This is a genomic window from Acinetobacter sp. AB03 (assembly GCF_058107045.1).
The window spans coordinates 2,311,155-2,330,150 of the sequence record NZ_JBUEBA010000002.1; the positions used below are offsets into that span (position 1 = coordinate 2,311,155).

Here is an 18,996-nt window from a genome sequence, read left to right on the forward strand (position 1 = left end):
ATTTAGAAAATACGGGTCTGATCTTTTTCAGCCGGAGGCAGTGCGGCTGCAATTTTTTCAGCAATTTGCATATAGCTGTCTGCTGCACTGTCTTCCACTAAAACAGAAGGCTTGCCCGCATCCGCATTTTCACGTATTTGTACATTTAAAGGTAAACGTCCCAAAAGCGGAATAGCATATTGCTCAGACAGTTTATCCCCACCGCCCGTACCAAAAATTTGCTCTTCAAATCCACAATTTGAGCAAATATGGGTCGACATATTTTCCACAACGCCCATGACTGGAATGTGTACGCGGTTAAATAGCTCAATGCCTTTGGTCGCATCCATAAGTGCCACGGTTTGCGGTGTGGTGACAATCACCGCACCTGTCACAGGAATACGCTGCGCAAGCGTCAACTGAATATCACCTGTACCCGGTGGCATATCAATCATCAATACATCTAAGTCAGGCCATAAGGTTTGATTGAACAGTTGCATCAACGCACCTGTCGCTTTCGGCCCACGCCAAGCCACAGGAGTATTATGATCACCTGTTAAATGCCCAATCGATAACACTGCCAAACCATAGGCATCTAAGGGTACAAAATTTTCCGCTTCAATCATCGGCGTTTTGCCCGCATTGCCCAACATGGTCGGAATACTTGGACCGTAAATGTCCGCATCTAAGACCCCAACTTTTAAGCCAAGCTTTTGCAAAGCAAGTGCAAGGTTTACCGTGGTGGTGGATTTGCCCACGCCCCCCTTGCCCGAGGACACCAAAATCACATTTTGAATACGCGGATGCTTCGGCACATCACGTTGTTGTGGCGCTGCTTTTTGGATGGGTGGATTGTTCAGATCAGTTTCAACGGCTTGTGCAGCAGCTTGGGGGGCTGAGCCTGAAGCATCAATCACTGGGGGTAAATTGTTTTTCGGTGCAGCCTCTTTTGCTTGGCTTGAACAGCTCTCACCTTCAGCATGCTGATGTCCACAGCCACCGGACTTTTCTTTATGTCCCGTTTTTTGTTGAATCACATGCATGTTTAATTCTTTGATACCGCATGCTTCAAGCGCAATCGCCAAATCATCATGAATCTGTTGTAAATCATCTGCTTCGGCAGGAAAAGTATTGATGGTAATTTGCAGAATATTGCCCTGCACATTCACTTGAGTAATGCGGTCTTTCAACGCATGGTTTGAATTGGGCAAGATATAGTTTTGCAGTACTGTTTGGATTTCTTCTTCCTTTACCTCCTGCGCAGGAGAAAAAACTGATTTAAGAGAAGAAAGCCACGACATATATGTACTCCAAATTCGAGTATTCAGCTGAATGCTATAGTTTAACCACAAAACGAACTTAGGTTAAGTTCAGTATTTATGGATTATGCCATGAAATTTAGTATTCCTAGCTTTTTAGTTGGTTTTATACGCTGAATATCAAAGGGCGAAGCTTAGTCGCTTAAGCTAACTGAAAAAATAAAATCGGTGAATTAGATCAAATTTGAACGTAAAGAATTGTAAGTACAATCCAATCTCCCCATTTAAGGTGATGTTATTGCATAGCAAAATATCTATATTCTGTTGTTCTATCTTTACGCGATTTGGGGAGAAAATAATGAAACTTTGGACCGTGGTTGTTTTGGCTTGCACCATATCTATCTTTAGTTTTGCAGGTACATCAACCAATTCATTTAAAACCCCTGCGGGTCAAACGGTAACTATCGGTGATCAAGTTCAAGACATGCAGAAAAAAATCGATTTATCGCCGATTTCTATGTCCTCTACCCCAATCAACAGTGCACCGAATAGCCCACTTGAGACGGTATATGTATATGAAATTGCAAACTATCGTTACACCATCCGCACCGTGAACAATCAAATTCAGAGCATCATGTGGTTTAACTTGGACGCAGACCCTGCACTCAGTACACAGTCTACGCCATAGTATTAGCGAACATTTAAGGCCGACATTCGCCATCTCGGACACATTAAGCTTGGTCGTCTTTTTTAAACTTTTGCAGTGTCTCTGTGGCTTTCTTTTTCAACTCGTCAAACTTTTCAGTGGCTTGCACTTTAAATTCTTCCAGTTTAATTTCAGCCTCATGCTTTAACTCTGTGGCTTTAAGTTTTGCCTCATCCAGTTTATGCCCTGCTTCAACTTTAAAATGATCCAATTTTTCCTGCGCGACTTGTTTCGCATGCTCGGCTTTGGCTTGTGCAGACTCCAACTTTTGCTCAAAAGCTGCATCGCCTTCGGCTTTACTTTCTGCTGCGTTCTGCTTTAAGTCAGTCAGCTGCTTTTCAGCATCAAGCTTGGCTTCAGTGGCCTGATGCTTAACATCTTCCAGTACTTTCTCGCCTTCGAGTTTTGCCTCTTGAGCTTTCAACTTCAAGTCTTCACCCAACTCAGTCGCTTTGGTTTTTAAATCATCGAGTTTATTGTCATTCGTCATGTCACAGCCCTCTTTCGTACTTAAAATTTTGCTTAACTAAGAGTTATACCTTGCTTTTTAAGTACTGACCTCATTTGCATCATTTGGAAACAATAGCTGTACAGGATGCAGCAATTTAAACACCATCCTGTACCACTCAACGGAAAAGACTAACGCTTTAACGTACTGATAAAGCTCATAACTGCAAACAGCCAAATAAACAAAATGAAGCTGCGTGCTTGAGTGAAATGGGTCACGTCTGCGCCATGTACCATGTTATGACGGCTGGCAGTGACACTTGAACTCGCATCCATTTTCAAGGCTTCAAGGCTCAGAAAATACGGATTGATTTCACTGGCAATTTTGACTTTATGCCATAGGCTTTTGACTTCATGGCCTTTCAAGCCTGGTACAATTTTATAGACATCGACAAACTTGGTTTGATTTTGCTGTAAATAACCATGCTCAATCAACGCATCAGTCAAAATTCCTTCAATTTGACCATAAAGAACCGTAATACAACCTGCATAACACTGCTGTTGATACAGTTTTAAGGTTTCTTCAATCACGCTGCGGCGTTGGGCTTGGAATGCCCCCAAATCCATCGCGTCGTAAGCGTCAAGCAAAGTCGCTTGAAAATAGTCTGTTTGGATTAAATCGGGCAACTGAAACTTAGATATATCTGCTTCTTTTTCATTGGCCGTTTGCCAGAAAAACAACAAATTGAGCACGTCATTGGCCATTGGTTCATCACTTTCATACTCAAGCTGATCGGCCATTATTGCAAAGTACGGGTCTTCAGACTCGAGCTGACGGAGCGACTCAACCAATTGTGCATGTGGTCGACTGCCCATTGAAGCAAGATATTGTTCAGCTTGTTGTAAAAGTCGATTGCCCAGTAGTTTAGTCGCTTGTGGATTTTGCGGAATTCGGGTCACGGGTTGGTCGAAATCAAAATCATCATCGATCATGGACGGCATACTCTTAAAAACGGGCTGAATGTACGTATTATCGCTGTTAATGGCGCATGAATATAGAGAAAATATGCATTAGTTTTAAGCTCCATGACTTGAGTTCTGAACAATCCCTTCAATCTTTCATTAAAAGATGAACAAGCTGCTTTAGACCATGCATTTCCCATGATTTTTTCAGTATTTTGCTCAAATTAGCGATGGATGCTCAATCTAGCGATCAATTCCTATGGGCTTTAGTCTCATTTGAAAACTTTTCACCGATTCACTTGTGCAAGTCGCGGCTATCTAAGGTAAAATCGTTGACCTTATATAAAATACGAATGAGAGAGTCATATCCGTGCGTAATATTTTAGTCACTAACGCCCTACCATACGCCAATGGCCCCATCCATATGGGACACTTACTCGGTTATATCCAAGCAGATATTTGGGTTCGTGCCATGCGTGCAATGGGACACGATGTGACTTATGTATGTGCGGATGATGCTCACGGTACAGCCATCATGCTACGTGCCGAAGCCAATGGTATTTCACCTGAAGATCAGATCGCCAATGTACAAAAAGAACACATCCGTGATTTTGACGGTTTCGGTGTGCATTTCGACCATTATGATTCAACCCATAGCGATGAAAACCGCTCTCGTGCCTCTGAAATTTATGTGAAAAACCGTGAAGCAGGTAATATTGCAATCCGTCCTGTCAACCAGCTTTTTGACCCTGAAAAAGGCATGTTCTTATCGGATCGTTTCATTAAAGGTACGTGCCCGAAATGTAAGTCGGAAGATCAATATGGCGATGCGTGTGAAGTCTGCGGTACAACCTACAATGCGACTGAGCTTTTAAACCCGAAATCGACTTTAAGTGGTGCGACGCCTGTAGAAAAATCTTCAGATCACTACTTCTTTAAACTGCCGAATTTCTCAGAATATCTACAAAAATGGACGCGTGACCAAGGTCGCTTACCTGTCTCAATTGCCAACAAACTGGATGAATGGTTTGAAGCGGGTTTGTCTGATTGGGATATTTCACGTGATGCACCGTATTTCGGTTTTGAAATTCCAGATGCACCCAACAAGTATTTCTACGTTTGGGTAGATGCGCCGATTGGCTATATGTCGAGTTTTGAAAACTATATCAAAGCTAAACGTCCTGATTTAAGTTTTGACGACTTTTGGAAGAAAGACTCTGAGAAAGAAGTCTATCACTTCATTGGTAAAGACATCGTTTACTTCCATGCGCTGTTCTGGCCTGCAATGCTTGAAGGTGCAAACTACCGTACGCCATCCGGTTTATTCGTCAATGGTTTCTTGACGGTGAACGGTCAGAAGATGTCGAAGTCTCGCGGTACATTCATCAAGGCTGAAACGTATTTAGAGCACTTAAACCCTGAATACTTACGTTATTACTTCGCGTCTAAACTGTCTGATAAAGTTGAAGACTCTGATCTGAACTTGGATGATTTCGTTCAGAAAGTAAACTCAGATTTGGTTGGTAAAGTGGTCAACATTGCCAGCCGTTGTGCAAAATTCATCAATACCAAGTTTGATAATAAATTATCAGCAACTTGTGCAGAGCCTGAATTGGTTCAAAGCTTTATTGATGCGGGCGACTCAATTGCGAAAGCCTATGAAGCACGTGAGTTCTCTGCCGCGATTCGTGAAATCATGGCGCTTGCAGATAAAGCGAATCAATATATCGATGAGAAAAAACCTTGGGCTTTAGCGAAAGTTGAAGGCGAAGAACAACAAGTGCATGACGTTTGTTCGGTGGGAATTAACCTATTCCGTCAATTGGCTGTGTACCTTGCACCTGTACTTCCAACTTTAGCAGCTCAAGTGCAAGAGTTCTTAAAACTAGACCGCTTTGACTTTGCTTCTGCTCAAACTGCATTGGTGGATCATGAAATTGCATTGTTCCAACCGTTAATGCAACGTGTAGACCCGAAAGCTGTTGCGGCAATGGTCGATGCATCTAAAGACTCTTTAGCGGCTGCAGCTGAACCTGTAAAAGTTGAGAAGAAAAAAGAAAAGAAAACTGAGAAAAAACCAGAACCAAAAGTTGGCGAGGCAGAAGTGATCGGCATTGAAGACTTTATGAAAGTTGACCTTCGTGTTGCTGAGGTTTTAGATGCAGCTCACGTTGAAGGCTCGGACAAACTTCTTCAATTGACTTTAAATGTCGGTGAAGCTGAACCGCGTAATGTATTCAGTGGTATTCGTGAGTTTTACCAACCAGAAGATCTTAAAGGTAAATTGGTGGTGATGGTGGCTAATCTTGCACCACGTAAAATGCGTTTTGGTATTTCAAACGGTATGGTACTCGCTGCGGGTAATGGCGAAGGTGTCTGGGTGATTTCACCTGAATCTGGTGCTAAAGCTGGTGATAAAGTATCTTAAGGTTTAATCATTAAAAGAAAAGCCTCTACGTTGTAGGGGCTTTTTTATTATTTGCTGTTTCTCCCCCCTCATCCTAGCTTTCTCCCTCAGGGAGAAGGAACTTTCATTAGGGAATAATTTAATTACACGCTCTCTTTTAATAAAAAAGATGAGAAAACCATTATCTAATCAAATGACCAGCGACATGGATGTCGCCCGTTCACTAGGGGGCACATGGATGTGCCCTCTAGTGAACAAAGGGGTTTTGTTACTTTTGCTCATTCAAAGGTAAAGGTAATTAAATAAACAAACTATTCTGCCATTACTTTTTCATATCTATTTCGACAAGCGCTACAGAACTTACTTTGAAAACTAATTTCATCTCCAGTTAAGCTAGACTCACATACATCACAAATCTGTTTTGCCTGATATTGACATGAAAAACAAAAACAACTTTCTATCGAGTAGGCATTCGTCCAACATGATGGACATGTGCAAAATACTTCGTTTAATGAGTCTCCAAACATTGAATCTCTTCTCTGTTGATAGTCAACTTCTTGCTCTATAGCGGAGACAATCAATTCGTGATAATCAGTTTCTTTAAAGCAAGATAAACATCTATATTCAATTTGATGGGAATTAGTATTGTTCTTCAGAGGTTTAATGACATCAAATCCACATTCTGAATAATTAGACTGTTTGATAAGCTCTAAAATCTTAAAGTTATAGTATGTATTTGAATCTAAATCATTAATACACTGGTTCCTTTCAATCTGATACACCCGATCTACTTCTATTAAGATCGACCAAATTTCTTCACCAAAAATTTCTATAGGATCTCGTTGTAAATATTTTCGAACAAAATCATTTATTACATTAAAGCTTACTGCTACTAAGCCTAAAATTATCAAAGGATTTTCATCGCTATATTTATGCTCAATATCATTTCTAATTTTTTGAATTTTTTCTAACTCACCCCATTCTATCAAAACTTGACTTTCATCTAATTTATCCTTGAGCTGCTTAAAGTCTAATGTTTTTTTCCTTCCCTTTTCTTTTGATTTTAAAGGTATATAAATTAAATCTGGGTTAACTGTGTATAGATTTAAAAAGTAACAAAATCCCTGAAAATAGATTTCTTGTACAGGAAATTAATCTTTTCGGATTTTCTTTAATTAACTCATAGTCTTCTATTCCAAGCTGAATTGAGTCAATTGCATTTTGTAGTATCGTCATTCAAAAGTTACCATTTTAATTTTTATAACGTTCATCTAGTCACTATACCAAGCTTATGCTAGAACAAACATATCACTATCAAATCTATAAGAATTCCTATGAAAAAATTGAAATCTAAACTCACCGTTCTAGGCTTATTAGCTACTGCATTTTCATCAACCTTCGCCCTTTCCCCACCTGCCCCCATCCCCCAACAAAAACAAGTCGCTGGCTATTATCAATACCAAGCGGGTGATGTACAAATCACGGCCCTGCTCGATGGCACCAATTTCATGTCGCCTAAACTCTTTCAAAACATTCCAGAAAAAGATGTGCATGAAATATTAAAGAAATACGCTGCCGACCAAGCCAAAGGCGTTCAAACCTCTGTCAATGCCTTCCTCGTGAATACAGGTCATTCACTGGTTTTGGTGGATAGTGGTGCTGCGAGCTGTTTTGGCGCACATTTAGGTTCAGTGTTAAGCAACTTAAAAGCATCAGGCTATCAACCAAAGCAAGTCGATACCATCTTACTGACGCACCTGCACCCAGACCATGTCTGTGGCATTAGTCAAAATGGCGTGGCAAACTTTCCAAATGCAACGGTTTATGTTTCGAACGATGAAGCAAACTATTGGCTAAACCCGAAACAGGTCGAAAAGCTCCCGAAAGAAAAGCAAGCAGGCTACTTAGGAACTGTTGAAAAAATTAAACAAGCCATTGCACCCTATCAAGCCAAAAACCGCTTCAAAACGTATCAATTGGGTGATCAAGTTCAGGGTTTTAAAGTCATTAATACCGCGGGGCATACGCCGGGACATTTTAGCTATGAGCTGAAAACCAAAGACGAAACGGTGATCTTTATTGGTGACATTGTGCACTCTCATACTGTGCAATTCGACAAGCCAGAAACCGCAATCGATTATGATATCGATCCGAAAAAAGCAGTTCAAACCCGCTTAAAGCAATTTGCTGAATATGCAAAAGGCGGGCAAACCATTGCAGCACCACACTTGCCATTCCCTGCTATTGGACATATCTATTCAGCAGATGGGAAAAGCTATCAATGGATTCCTGTGCATTTTAAGGATTAATTTATACGAAAATTACCTCTTCTTTGGGCTGAGAGTTAAAAGTCTCTTCAAAACAAATAGAAGTTTGTTAAATCATAAAAAATCCCCTCATTTGAGGGGATTTTTTTACTACTGTGGACTCATCGAGTTTTGTACAAAATGCGGAGAGCGAGGTCCATATAGCAACCCTTTTTGCTGCATCAACTGTGGAGCATACAACTGCGTACTCACACTGTTAGACAGCACATAGGCTTTGTCCGATAGGTGATTGGAAATTTGGTCAATCAAAGCACCGACTAACATCCCGACCAGACCCGCGTTGCTATTATTATTGGCTTGTTGGATTTTTTCCTGACCTTCCCATAATAATGCTCCAGTTTTTAAATCCACCAATTTTGCCTCGACCGCAACGGTCGAAACGGATTGAATCACCTGATACTTAGAACCATATTCTTTAACTTTGACATACAGTGCGGCATCCGCTCCAAAAATTTCATTGAGTTTCTGAATTGGAATTTGCTGCGCATCATAGCCGTTGGTTACGCCATTTTCTTTAAATAGCGTATCGACCACAGAAATGGGAAACACATAATAGCCCGCTTCTGCTACAGGTAAAGTCACTGTAGACCAATACCCATAGGTTGCCCGTGTATCGGGTGACTCATTCACAGGCGGCAACACCAAAATGGATTTTGGCATATTGGCATGATATGCAGATAGGTCACGATTGCTTTTTGGTGTCGTAGTACAACCTGTGAAGAGTGTCACAGCAAGGCCAAGTACGCATAGTTTTTTGAAATTTTTCACTTCACACTCCCTGCCGCAGACTGGGATGTCATTTTTTTCAAAAGACGATCCATTAATACTGTCGACTCTGGGTAGGTTTGACGTTCAAGTTCAAAATACTGAACAGCACGTGGCCCATTATTGATATTTAAATTCAACAAACCCAAATGTGCATACAATCCCGGAGGCACTGCTGCATTTTTGGCTTTGGCTTTTTCAATATCTTTTTCAAGTTTGCCAATCTGTTCTTGTGGAGAAGTCTTTTCTGGCAGACTCAACATCAGATAAGTTTGCTGTGGATATTCACCCCAGCTGTATAACGATTTTGGCGCTGAAACACAGCCCACCAAAGTCATGGTGCAGATCGCACCTAAAACCAATACGATTTTTTTCATTGATTCAAACCAATTACTGCGCAGACCACTTATTGGTTTGAATATCCAACACCAAATTATTAACCGCTTCACGCACAGCCAAATCTAGAACTTTACCGTTTAAAGTTGAATCATAAGAAGCGGTAGAACCAAAACCTAAGATTTCACGTTCACTGAGTGCATACTCGCCTGCGCCTTGCACAGAGTGAACAATTTCTGCTGTTTTTACATCGACAATATTTAAGTTCACTTTGGCATAAGCAATTTGGGTTTTACCACGGCCCAATATGCCAAATAGCTGGTGATCACCAACTTCTTTACGACCAAATTCAGACACGTCGCCAGTTAATACATAACGTGCACCTTTAATGGCTTGAGATGATTTGGTGAAACCTGCTTCTTGTTGTAATTCAGCAAGGTTGTCACGGTTTAGGACAGAGAAATAGCCCGATTGCTGTAAATGCGTTTCTAAAATGGTTTTTGCTTGACCACCTAAACGGTCAACATTGTCTGAGAAAATGCCACGCATGTAGCTCGAGCGGTTGTCAAATTTCCCTACAGAAACGGGCGTTTTAGTGCCAGCGTATTTAACTGTCGCCACTGCCGCTGTTACTTGCGGTGCTTGAATTGTTTTTGACGTTTCTGTTGTTGAACATGCAGATAATGCTAAGCTACTCAAAACGGCCAAAAATATAGATTTATTCAAAATTTATCCCTCAAATCTTTAATTTAAAAATCATTAAAAAAATCAAAGGGATTATAACCATTTAGCTTTTAGTTACCTATACAAAATCCAGTTTTGTTATTGTAACCCTTATCACTTCATTCCAAAAATCAGTTTTAAACCCAACACCGTCATCACCGCCCCTGCTGCGCGGTCAAATACTGCTTTAAACTTCAAATACACACGGCGCGGCTTTTCAGCAGACAATGCCACTGCAACCAACGAACACCAACCCGCATCAATAAAGAAACACAGGATAGGCAGTACATAATAGTAATAAGTTGGGATTTCTTTGGGTAAAAGTGCAGTAAAAATACTGGCTAGAACAATCGCAATTTTAGGGTTGGAGAGCTGAGTAATTAAACCAGTCATAAAGGCACGGCGTAAAGTCATTGCTTTCGAGCTGGAATGATCTGCCTCAATTGGCTCTTTGGCATGTTTAATAATTTTAAACGCGAGCCAAAGCAAATAGATCCCACCACAAATTTTTAAGGCCAAATACGCTGACGGCACTGCCAACAAAAAGGCTTGTAAACCAAGTACAGCCAACAGACCAAAAACAGCTGCGCCTGTTCCTGTCCCCAGTGCGGTAAAGAGGCCATGCTTTCGAGAAATCGCAATCGAATTTTTTGCTACATAAATCGACGTCGGTCCAGGGCTCATTGCGCCTAACATTAATGCAAAGGCAATCGAGCCCAAAATCCAAAATGATTCCAAGAGTGACCTCTAAATTGAGAGAATTTGATCAGCTGCGATTTTACGCTAAACAAAGTTTTTACGATATTCACTTTATCAGTTATTTTTCACATTTATATCGTGATCAAGCCACAGCTTGTACGCCCATTATATTTTTTAATGATAAATAAAAAAGCCTATTTTTAAGGAAATTTAGCATAGGCATAGTGAAAACAACAATAGAGCAATTACTCAACAATAAACTGCAACATCAGTTATTTAGATCATATTCAATTTTAATGAAAAGACAAATGTGTATTAAAAATAGCCATCATATGCTTATTTTTGATTACAAAATATAATGGGGGAGTTGCTTCCCTTTTCATACATTTTTCATATATAAAAAGACTTACTATTTATAAGGTTTTATTTCTCTAAACCACATTTTTAACTTCATAATTTTTAACATCATAATTAAAGGTGAACCATGCAAAATAAGAAGCGCACCCCATTAGACGCACAACAGTCCCATCTTTGGATCATTGGTGGTGGTATTGCAGGTATGGCTGCTGCTGCATTTGCGATCCGTGATGCCAAAGTCCCTGCCAAAAATATCCATATTTTAGAAGAACTCGATATTTCAGGCGGCTCGATGGATGGCGGACATACACCGCATGCCGCGCAAGCTTGGGTAACACGTGGTGGGCGGATGCTGACCGATGAAACCTATCTGTGCCTATGGGACTTATTTTCCAGTATTCCATCCTTGGAAAATCCAGACATTTCAGTGCGTGAAGAATGTCGTGAGTTTAATGAACAAGTGAAAACCCACGCCAATGCACGTTTAATTGATGCCAAACATGTCATTGCGGATGCGGCAAAGCTTGGTCTGAATACGCTACATCGTGCACAGATGCTGCGCCTATTGGCTTCAAAAGAAGAAAAAATTGGCAGCCGCCGCATTGATGAGTTTTTTGATGAGGCCTTTTTTGAAACCAATTTCTGGCGCATGTGGCGCACCACTTTCGCTTTTCAAAAATGGCACAGTGCAGCAGAGTTAAGACGCTATTTCTTGCGTTTTATTCAAGAATTGCCACGCATTCATACCTTAGCGGGTGTCAAACGGACCAAGTACAACCAATATGATTCGATGATCCTGCCCTTACAGCGTTGGCTAGTCGCACAAGGCGTCGATGTGCGTTTTGGACACTATGTCACAGATGCGGACTTCATTACCAATGCTGAAACTCAAGAACGCCATGCGTCGCGCCTATATGTACAACTGCCTGAAGGCGCAGAGCAAATTAATCTAAAAGCCAATGATTTAGCTATTTTCACTTTAGGTTCCATTACTGCGGACTCACGTTATGGCGGTAATCATGACGTGCCTGCCCTCGTTCGTAATCGTGAAGACCATGGCTGGACACTTTGGGAAACTTTGGCACAAAAAGCCCCAGACTTTGGCCGTCCAATGACTTTTTATGGCAATGTCGATGAACATAAGTGGGAATCTTTCACACTAACTATGAAAGATGACGTGCTGCTTAAACGTATTATTGACTATACGGGAAATGAACCAGGCACTGGCGCACTGATGACTTGGTATGAGTCGGGTTGGCATTTATCCATAGTGGTTCCCGCACAGCCGCACTTTGCCGACTTACCTGAAGGCCTGTATACCTTATGGGGCTATGGCTTCCAAATTGACCATATGGGCGATTACATCAAGAAACCAATGTCCGAAGCCACAGGGCAAGAAATCCTAACAGAACTGATTAAACAGCTCGGTTTTGACGACATTTTAGATCATGTTTTGGCAACCACCCATGTAACCACTGCCATGATGCCATATGCTTCTGCCCTGTTTGCCTGCCGTAAACCGGGGGATCGTCCACAGGTAATTCCACAAGGCTCACAAAACTTTGCCTTCCTTGGACAGTTTGTGGAAATTGAAGATGACGTGGTCTTTACTGTGGAATATTCAGTTCGTGGAGCGATGCTTGCCATTTATGAATTCTTTGGGGTCGAACGTGAAATCCCTGAAATTTACAACGGTCTGCTTGATCCAAAAGTCGGTTTGAAAGCTTTGGAAACCGTGTTCCACTAAGCTTTTAATCTATAGCGATAAAAGCACCTTTATGTCGCTACTATACATAGTTTAATTTAAGCACCGTTTAGATACGCGAGTGTGGCAAGGATGCCACACATTATCCATCATAATAGGGATGTTATGTATGGATAACAAAGGCTTTTGCTTACTTTTGGCCTATCAAAAGTAAGGGTATTGCCTACACAAACACCTTTTATACTTTATTGAAAGTTGAGGCCGTGTACGCACCTAATTTTAAATTGGATAAAAAGAAAAATTAGATAAAACTTTATACCTCATTAGTAAATAAATTGACTAATCAACATAGGAAAAACATCTCCACGTTTTAAATAAAATACCGAAACTGACTAAATGCTTTTCTATCATTTTCTCATGATTTTAGATTTCATAAAAATTACAAAACTCACTTGCAGCTTTGATTGCACAGATGCAACATAAGACTCATCTAAAACTTTAAAAATAAATCTATGAAACTAGCAGAAGCACTTTTATTGCGTAGTGACTTACAAACCAAACTCGCCTCTTTACAACAACGCATCAACAATAATGTGCTAATTCAAGAAGGCGATGAACTGAGTGAAGATCCGAATGCGCTGATGGGTGAGGCTTTTACTGTGAATACAGAGTTACATCATCTGATTGAAAAAATTCATGCGACCAATGCGCAAGCTAAAACTAGCACGGGCCAATCCATGCTCAGTGTTTTAAACACACGTGATTTGCTCACACAACAGCATCGTATTATTCAACAGGCCATCGACAGTTCACGACGTGAAAATGGTCGTTATAGTTCCAGTGAAATTCGCTGGGTAAAAACCATTACGGTTGCAGACTTGCAAAAACAAGCCGATGCAATTAGCCAGCAACTCAGGCAAAATAACTTAGAGATTCAAGCTTCAAATTGGCAAATCGAACTGATCTAGCCAATTTGAGCCACAACAGTTTGGGCATATTGGGCGAGTACAAGGCCTTTTATACGTTTGTAAGGCTTTAATTCAACAAACGTTTGCAGGAAGTAAGACGTCTACTTCACATTTTTACAAATCTGACGTAGCACAATGCATCTTTTATACTGCACATCGCACCTTGCACTACCATGTACTGACAATATGCCTCCCTATTTTCACCTATTAGTACGCATCAGCCTGTGTAGGCGTTTTCTGATTAAAAGCCATTTCTTGTGATGGAAGTTTATAGTCACGATCATGTACAGGAACACCACCAATAATCATGGTACGAGCCTCAGTTCTAGGCTGATTCAAATCCTTTTTTGCATCACATGCGGTCAGTTGAGTGAGCAATAAAACCAATACTAGGGTAGATAAGGTTTTCATCATATCCCCTCATTTATCATTATTGTGCTTTCAGCATAGCACTTTTATTTTTCCAATCCTATCGACTTTGTTACAACTCTTATCCATCTACATGAGGGTTCTCTGCGTATTTCCTTTATTAAAATAAATATCAATCATTCATAAATAAAACAATAACATGAATGATTTAAGTTAACCAAAATTCGATCTAAATATTTATTCGGCGTATTGAAAAAACTATCTTGGCGGAGTCTTATCTTGTTTTTTTCAATTTCTTCATCAGCCTGCGGCTCGCCCTACTTTTGTTTCGACAAAAGTAGGCAAAACCATTGTCATCTGCAAAACCTGTTCATTCCTTGGATTTATTCAAATATAGCGAATAAAACATTATCTTATTTACACCATGCAGGTTGCAGATGACGTTTCCGAGTCGCCTATTTCTTATCGAAATTAGATTAAATTAGAAAAAGACAACCTGATTTACAAAATCTTACAGGATTGAATATTTACAACGGACACTTTTGTCCGTTAAATAATAGCACCCCCAAATCAAATGAAATAATCACCATGACCAGTAGGCAACAGCGTGCTGCACAAAACCGTGAGGAATTGCTGGAAGCCGCAGTTCAGGTTTTTCGCACACATGGGATAAATGCGCCCTTACAACAGGTAATTGATGCCGCCAATGTCGGGCGGGCGACGTTTTATCGTAATTTTGATGACCGTCGTGCCTTGGTGATTGCACTCATGGAACAAGCTTTGGAACGTCTCGCAGTTCGTGCAGAAGCGTTTTCGCAGTATGAAGATGGTTTTATTCGTTTAATTGAAAACCATGTCTATAACTTACCGTATTTAACTGCGCTGATGGAATATTGGCGGGTGATTGAGCGGAATGACCCCGTCATGGTCGATATCTACGCACGCCGCGATGCGATTTTACAGCCTTTAATTGATCAAGCCATTCGACACGGCGTATGCCGCCCCGATTTGACCACTCAAGATTACGCCATGATTACGGCCATTTTAAGGACTTCATTCCAAGGGCTGACCGATATAGAGCAACAACAACTTGCACAACGTGCGATTGAGCTCTTACTCAATGGTATTCGGGCATAAAGGTCACCACTCATGACACAGCCACCGCGTTTACTCGAACCTGCACCAAACTGGACTGCTGAAGAAAAACCAACCCTACCCGGCTCTCCTGCCGTGATTGCGCACTCCACGCCTAAGCGCTTCATATATTTTTTTATTGGTTTATTTGTCGCACTGTCTGCAAGTCTCAGTAACGGTTTCATTACCGCAAATTTGCCCTTAATTCAGGGTGAATATGGACTAACACCCTCTGAGGTAGCATGGATTCCTGCGGCTTATGTGATGGCCAATGTCAGTGCGAACCTGATTCTATTTAAAGCCCGCCAGCAATACGGTCTACGTCTATTTTCTGAAATTGGCCTACTGATTTTTATTGTGGTTTTGGTTCTACACGTCTTTGTGCATACCTTTGAAATGGCGGTATTGGTACGTTTTATTAGCGGCATGGTTGCAGCACCACTTAGCTCTTTGGGCATGTATTACATTATGCAGGCCTTTAAGCGGGAAAATTTTGGTCGCAGTATCTATTTGGCTTTAGGCTTTCAGCAGCTTGGTATTCCCTTGGCATGGATCATTTCGCCTTATCTCATTGACGTCAATAACTGGAATGTCCTGTATACCTTTGAAATTGGTTTAGCGCTGTGCTGTTTCGCAATGGTGGTGTCGCTGAAGTTGCCCCGCAGCCTAAGAATTGCTGTTTTTGAAAAGCAAGACTTCTTCACCTTTGCCCTGCTTGCGCCCGGTTTTGCTTTTTTGTGTATTGTGCTGACCCAAGGGCCTATTTTGTGGTGGTTTGAAGTGAAATGGTTAGCCTATTTGCTCATTGCAGGGTTTAGCCTAATTGTGATTGGTTTGGTCTACGAGCATTATCGGGTCAATCCATTGATTATGACGCGTTGGCTGGGGACATCATCCACGCTTCGTTTTATCATCGGTGCCTTTGCAATTCGCTTCTTAATGTCGGAGCAAAGTTATGCTGCCGTGAGTTTTCTCAAAACTATGGGCATGGGCCCCGATCAATTTGTCCCACTCTATGTCGTGATCTTTTTAGGCATCGTGTCTGGTACCTTATTTAGTGCCATCACTTTTTCACGTGAACGGATTATTTGGCACTTACTATTAGCAGAAGCTTTGGTGTTGATTGCTTGCGGACTAGATTTTCACCTTACCAGCGATATTCGCCCTTCCAACTTCTACGGCAGTCAGTTTTTGGTGGGCTTTGCCAGTGGTATGTTTATTGGTCCACTCTTGATCACGGGTATCTTAAGCGCCATGCAAAAAGGCCCCACCCATATTGTCACGTTTATTGTTTTATTTTCAGCGACTCAAACATTTGGTGGCTTAGTCGGTTCATCGTTTTACTCCACCTATCAACAAGTCCGAACCCAAAACTATCGTGCTGAGATGATTCAACAACTTCCCGAAACCAATCCATTGATTGCACAGCGTCTTTTAGCGTATCAACAAAGTTCGCATACTTACACGCTCGATCAGCAGTTAGAGCAACAACAAGCCTTAAAAAATCTCAATCAAGTGGTGACTCGAGAGGCTCAAGTTCGTGCCTATAACGATGTGATTAGCTTTAATGGCGTTGTTGCTATGCTGCTGTTGCTGTGGGGGACATTCCTGATTGCGCGGAATCAATATCAACTGCGACAACAAGCGAAAATCGGTCCTGCCTAATGCCACTGTTCCCTATTTATTGAGAAATTGTTATGTCTGAAGATCAAAAACCAGTAGCACCCACTGAAACCACTGCAACGTCTGAAAATGCCTCTCAGCCTGAACAGCCCGTGGCAGCAGCAACACCGATTACGCCGCCTTCGAGTAAACTAATTCCAACAGCGAAACGTACGCTGATCTTGATGTTTATTGTGCTGATCATCGGTATTGGCATCATTTTATGGGCATGGAAAATTGGGCCCTTTGACAGTGCTATTGAGTCAACAGACAACAGCTATGTCAAAGGCAAAACTACAGTGCTTTCTTCGCAAATTAATGGCTATGTCAAAGATGTATTGGTCAGTGATTTTGATCATGTCAAAAAAGGACAGGTGTTGATGCATATTGATGCCACGACTTATGACCAAAAAGTCACTCAAGCAGAAGCTGGGGTTGATCAAGCGCAGAATGCTCTGTCTAATCAAAGCCAAAATATTGCACAGCGTAAAGCCGATATTGTGGCGGCAGAAGCCAAGGTCGAACAGGCTCGAGCAGCGTACCAACTGTCATTGGCACAACAGCAGCGCTATCAACAGTTGGGAGACTCTGGCGCAGCGTCTAAATCAGAACAAGACAAAGCCTTTGCCGATACCCAAAATAATTTAGCCTTACTGCAACAAGCACAGGCCAATGTATTGGTGGCAAAAGAAGCGCTCAAAACCGCGCAAGTGGCTGAAACAGGACTCAAAGCACAAGTGACCAATGCCGCTGCGCAACTGGATCAAGCCAAAACCACCAAAAATTACAGCAGCATTATCGCCCCGATGGATGGGCAACTGGGTGAAGTCAATCCACGTGTGGGACAATATGTGGCCGCAGGCACACAGTTGCTCTATCTGATTCCACAGCAGACTTGGGTCACCGCAAACTTTAAAGAAACTCAAATTGCCAACATGAAAATTGGGCAAAAAGCATGGTTCACGGTGGATGCCCTCAATCATCAGAAATTTACAGGTCATGTCGAGCAAATTTCCCCAGCGGCGGGTTCAGAGTTCAGCGTGCTTAAAGCTGATAATGCGACAGGTAACTTTACCAAAGTGGTACAACGCATTGCGGTACGGATTGCAATTGATCCGAATCAAACGGGCATAGAAAATTTACGTCCTGGCATGTCGGTGATTAGTTCGGTCGATACCCACTCTGCACAGCGTTAATTCTGTGCAGAAACCACGACTTTTCACTTACACTATGCCTTGAGCCAAATTGATAAAAATCCTATGTTTAACCAGATTGCCCAAACCATTCCTTATCAGCAAATTACTGTCGAAGGATTTGAGATCAGCATCAAACGTTTAGACCTAGTCCATCCGCAAATCTCAGGCAATAAATTTTTTAAACTCAAATATAATCTGTTAGCGGCACAGCAACAAGGCTATAAAAAACTGCTGACCTTCGGTGGCGCTTATTCCAATCATATTGCCGCAACGGCTTATGCAGCACAGTTATTTGATTTTGAGAGTCTGGGTATTATTCGAGGTGAAGAGCTGGCCAGCAAACCTTTAAACCTCACTCTAAATACGGCGCAACAATTTGGTATGCAGTTGCAGTTTGTAATGCGTGAAACCTATCGACAAAAGCAAAGCCCAGCATACTTAGCGCAGTTACAACAAGATTATCCTGAGTATTACGTCATTCCTGAAGGGGGAACCAATCCCCTTGCCATTCAAGGCTGTACAGAAATTCTCTCTGATGCGGATCGACAAAATTACGCTCTGATTTGTTGTGCCGTAGGAACGGGTGGCACCATTGCGGGTCTGATCGAAGCCAGTCATTCACAGCAGCAAGTTTTGGGTTTCTTTGCACTCAAGGGCGATTTTTTGTGCCGAGAGATCCAGCAACTGACTGAAAAACGAAATTGGCAAATTACCGATCAATATTGCTGTGGTGGTTATGCCAAAACTACTCCCGAACTCTTACAATTTATCCGTACCTTTGAGCAGCAATATAACATTCCACTGGAACAAATTTACACAGGTAAAATGCTGTTGGGCTTAATCGATTTAATTCAACAAGGTACATTCCCCAAAGATCATCGTATTTTGGTGATTCATTCAGGTGGGCTACAAGGTCGTTTAGCCACACTTTAGATAGTCCTGAAAAAGCAAAAAAGATGGTCTATAATGCCCTGCTTTATTCTCCCGTGAGTGT

The 18,996-nt window shown here is 41.5% G+C and carries 18 protein-coding genes; 9 read left to right on the forward strand and 9 right to left on the reverse strand.

The features are described 5' to 3' along the window. Window positions 1-2: 2 nt before the first annotated feature. Window positions 3-1,280, reverse strand: a complete 1,278-nt coding sequence (apbC, locus tag ACY3FQ_RS11730) for an iron-sulfur cluster carrier protein ApbC (protein ID WP_201950655.1) — start codon at window positions 1,278-1,280, stop codon at window positions 3-5. A 316-nt stretch (window positions 1,281-1,596) separates the two neighbouring features. Here apbC and ACY3FQ_RS11735 point away from each other — a divergent pair, with 316 nt between their 5' ends. Then, the gene (locus ACY3FQ_RS11735) at window positions 1,597-1,926 is read left to right on the forward strand and encodes a hypothetical protein (protein WP_201950646.1); all 330 of its coding nucleotides are present in this window, start codon (window positions 1,597-1,599) and stop codon (window positions 1,924-1,926) included. 43 nt (window positions 1,927-1,969) lie between these two features. On the opposite strand, the gene ACY3FQ_RS11740 is transcribed toward ACY3FQ_RS11735, so the two are convergent. Beyond that, a complete protein-coding gene (locus tag ACY3FQ_RS11740) occupies window positions 1,970-2,434 on the reverse strand; it encodes a hypothetical protein (protein ID WP_201950644.1) in 465 nt (154 codons plus the stop codon). Between the two features lie 149 nt (window positions 2,435-2,583). After that, window positions 2,584-3,384: a hypothetical protein gene (locus ACY3FQ_RS11745; RefSeq protein ID WP_201950642.1), complete on the reverse strand. Its 801-nt coding sequence runs from the start codon at window positions 3,382-3,384 to the stop codon at window positions 2,584-2,586. Between the two features lie 340 nt (window positions 3,385-3,724). On the opposite strand from ACY3FQ_RS11745, the gene metG reads away from it, so the two are divergent. Then, the gene (gene metG / locus ACY3FQ_RS11750; RefSeq protein WP_201950640.1) at window positions 3,725-5,782 is read left to right on the forward strand and encodes a methionine--tRNA ligase; all 2,058 of its coding nucleotides are present in this window, start codon (window positions 3,725-3,727) and stop codon (window positions 5,780-5,782) included. Window positions 5,783-6,072: 290 nt separating this feature from the next. On the opposite strand, the gene ACY3FQ_RS11755 is transcribed toward metG, so the two are convergent. Next, on the reverse strand, window positions 6,073-6,750 hold the full coding sequence (locus tag ACY3FQ_RS11755; RefSeq protein WP_489774088.1) for a hypothetical protein: 678 nt from the start codon (window positions 6,748-6,750) through the stop codon (window positions 6,073-6,075). A 345-nt stretch (window positions 6,751-7,095) separates the two neighbouring features. On the opposite strand from ACY3FQ_RS11755, the gene ACY3FQ_RS11760 reads away from it, so the two are divergent. After that, window positions 7,096-8,070: an MBL fold metallo-hydrolase gene (locus ACY3FQ_RS11760; RefSeq protein WP_004694537.1), complete on the forward strand. Its 975-nt coding sequence runs from the start codon at window positions 7,096-7,098 to the stop codon at window positions 8,068-8,070. A 108-nt stretch (window positions 8,071-8,178) separates the two neighbouring features. On the opposite strand, the gene ACY3FQ_RS11765 is transcribed toward ACY3FQ_RS11760, so the two are convergent. The 4 genes from ACY3FQ_RS11765 to ACY3FQ_RS11780 all read right to left on the reverse strand — a co-directional run bounded on the left by ACY3FQ_RS11765 (window position 8,179) and on the right by ACY3FQ_RS11780 (window position 10,650). Next, window positions 8,179-8,856 carry a DUF799 domain-containing protein gene (locus ACY3FQ_RS11765; RefSeq protein WP_078426404.1) on the reverse strand — a complete coding sequence of 226 codons (678 nt, stop codon included), beginning with the start codon at window positions 8,854-8,856 and terminating at the stop codon, window positions 8,179-8,181. After that, window positions 8,853-9,230 carry a DUF4810 domain-containing protein gene (locus tag ACY3FQ_RS11770; RefSeq protein ID WP_201950628.1) on the reverse strand — a complete coding sequence of 126 codons (378 nt, stop codon included), beginning with the start codon at window positions 9,228-9,230 and terminating at the stop codon, window positions 8,853-8,855. Before ACY3FQ_RS11770 ends, ACY3FQ_RS11765 begins: the two co-directional genes overlap by 4 nt. A 13-nt stretch (window positions 9,231-9,243) precedes the next feature. Further along, the gene (locus ACY3FQ_RS11775; RefSeq protein WP_201950626.1) at window positions 9,244-9,915 is read right to left on the reverse strand and encodes a CsgG/HfaB family protein; all 672 of its coding nucleotides are present in this window, start codon (window positions 9,913-9,915) and stop codon (window positions 9,244-9,246) included. Between the two features lie 111 nt (window positions 9,916-10,026). Then, window positions 10,027-10,650 carry a LysE family translocator gene (locus ACY3FQ_RS11780; RefSeq protein WP_078388386.1) on the reverse strand — a complete coding sequence of 208 codons (624 nt, stop codon included), beginning with the start codon at window positions 10,648-10,650 and terminating at the stop codon, window positions 10,027-10,029. A gap of 445 nt (window positions 10,651-11,095) precedes the next feature. Here ACY3FQ_RS11780 and ACY3FQ_RS11785 point away from each other — a divergent pair, with 445 nt between their 5' ends. Both ACY3FQ_RS11785 and ACY3FQ_RS11790 read left to right on the forward strand, forming a co-directional pair. Further along, a complete protein-coding gene (locus ACY3FQ_RS11785; RefSeq protein WP_419381071.1) occupies window positions 11,096-12,715 on the forward strand; it encodes an oleate hydratase in 1,620 nt (539 codons plus the stop codon). A 470-nt stretch (window positions 12,716-13,185) separates the two neighbouring features. Continuing rightward, complete coding sequence (locus tag ACY3FQ_RS11790) at window positions 13,186-13,641, forward strand: DIP1984 family protein (RefSeq protein ID WP_201950621.1); 456 nt, start codon at window positions 13,186-13,188, stop codon at window positions 13,639-13,641. A gap of 207 nt (window positions 13,642-13,848) precedes the next feature. On the opposite strand, the gene ACY3FQ_RS11795 is transcribed toward ACY3FQ_RS11790, so the two are convergent. Further along, on the reverse strand, window positions 13,849-14,052 hold the full coding sequence (locus tag ACY3FQ_RS11795; RefSeq protein WP_010326228.1) for an NF038215 family lipoprotein: 204 nt from the start codon (window positions 14,050-14,052) through the stop codon (window positions 13,849-13,851). Window positions 14,053-14,598: 546 nt separating this feature from the next. On the opposite strand from ACY3FQ_RS11795, the gene ACY3FQ_RS11800 reads away from it, so the two are divergent. The 4 genes from ACY3FQ_RS11800 (at window position 14,599) to ACY3FQ_RS11815 (ending at window position 18,935) form a co-directional block, all read left to right on the forward strand. Continuing rightward, window positions 14,599-15,147 (forward strand): TetR/AcrR family transcriptional regulator, encoded by a 549-nt coding sequence (locus tag ACY3FQ_RS11800; protein ID WP_058869137.1) that lies wholly within the window; start codon window positions 14,599-14,601, stop codon window positions 15,145-15,147. Window positions 15,148-15,159: 12 nt separating this feature from the next. Continuing rightward, window positions 15,160-16,809 (forward strand): MFS transporter, encoded by a 1,650-nt coding sequence (locus ACY3FQ_RS11805; RefSeq protein ID WP_201950620.1) that lies wholly within the window; start codon window positions 15,160-15,162, stop codon window positions 16,807-16,809. 32 nt (window positions 16,810-16,841) lie between these two features. After that, window positions 16,842-18,002 (forward strand): HlyD family secretion protein, encoded by a 1,161-nt coding sequence (locus tag ACY3FQ_RS11810; RefSeq protein WP_201950618.1) that lies wholly within the window; start codon window positions 16,842-16,844, stop codon window positions 18,000-18,002. 63 nt (window positions 18,003-18,065) lie between these two features. Next, the gene (locus ACY3FQ_RS11815; protein WP_201950615.1) at window positions 18,066-18,935 is read left to right on the forward strand and encodes a 1-aminocyclopropane-1-carboxylate deaminase/D-cysteine desulfhydrase; all 870 of its coding nucleotides are present in this window, start codon (window positions 18,066-18,068) and stop codon (window positions 18,933-18,935) included. Window positions 18,936-18,996 lie beyond the last annotated feature (61 nt).

Bases quoted from the DNA above. Each gene is read 5' to 3' on its own strand.
- apbC (WP_201950655.1), bottom strand. From the start codon at position 1,280: ATGTCGTGGCTTTCTTCTCTTAAATCAGTTTTTTCTCCTGCGCAGGAG.
- ACY3FQ_RS11735 (WP_201950646.1), top strand. From the start codon at position 1,597: ATGAAACTTTGGACCGTGGTTGTTTTGGCTTGCACCATATCTATCTTT.
- ACY3FQ_RS11740 (WP_201950644.1), bottom strand. From the start codon at position 2,434: ATGACGAATGACAATAAACTCGATGATTTAAAAACCAAAGCGACTGAG.
- ACY3FQ_RS11745 (WP_201950642.1), bottom strand. From the start codon at position 3,384: ATGATCGATGATGATTTTGATTTCGACCAACCCGTGACCCGAATTCCG.
- ACY3FQ_RS11760 (WP_004694537.1), top strand. From the start codon at position 7,096: ATGAAAAAATTGAAATCTAAACTCACCGTTCTAGGCTTATTAGCTACT.
- ACY3FQ_RS11770 (WP_201950628.1), bottom strand. From the start codon at position 9,230: ATGAAAAAAATCGTATTGGTTTTAGGTGCGATCTGCACCATGACTTTG.
- ACY3FQ_RS11785 (WP_419381071.1), top strand. From the start codon at position 11,096: ATGCAAAATAAGAAGCGCACCCCATTAGACGCACAACAGTCCCATCTT.
- ACY3FQ_RS11790 (WP_201950621.1), top strand. From the start codon at position 13,186: ATGAAACTAGCAGAAGCACTTTTATTGCGTAGTGACTTACAAACCAAA.
- ACY3FQ_RS11795 (WP_010326228.1), bottom strand. From the start codon at position 14,052: ATGAAAACCTTATCTACCCTAGTATTGGTTTTATTGCTCACTCAACTG.
- ACY3FQ_RS11800 (WP_058869137.1), top strand. From the start codon at position 14,599: ATGACCAGTAGGCAACAGCGTGCTGCACAAAACCGTGAGGAATTGCTG.
- ACY3FQ_RS11805 (WP_201950620.1), top strand. From the start codon at position 15,160: ATGACACAGCCACCGCGTTTACTCGAACCTGCACCAAACTGGACTGCT.
- ACY3FQ_RS11810 (WP_201950618.1), top strand. From the start codon at position 16,842: ATGTCTGAAGATCAAAAACCAGTAGCACCCACTGAAACCACTGCAACG.
- ACY3FQ_RS11815 (WP_201950615.1), top strand. From the start codon at position 18,066: ATGTTTAACCAGATTGCCCAAACCATTCCTTATCAGCAAATTACTGTC.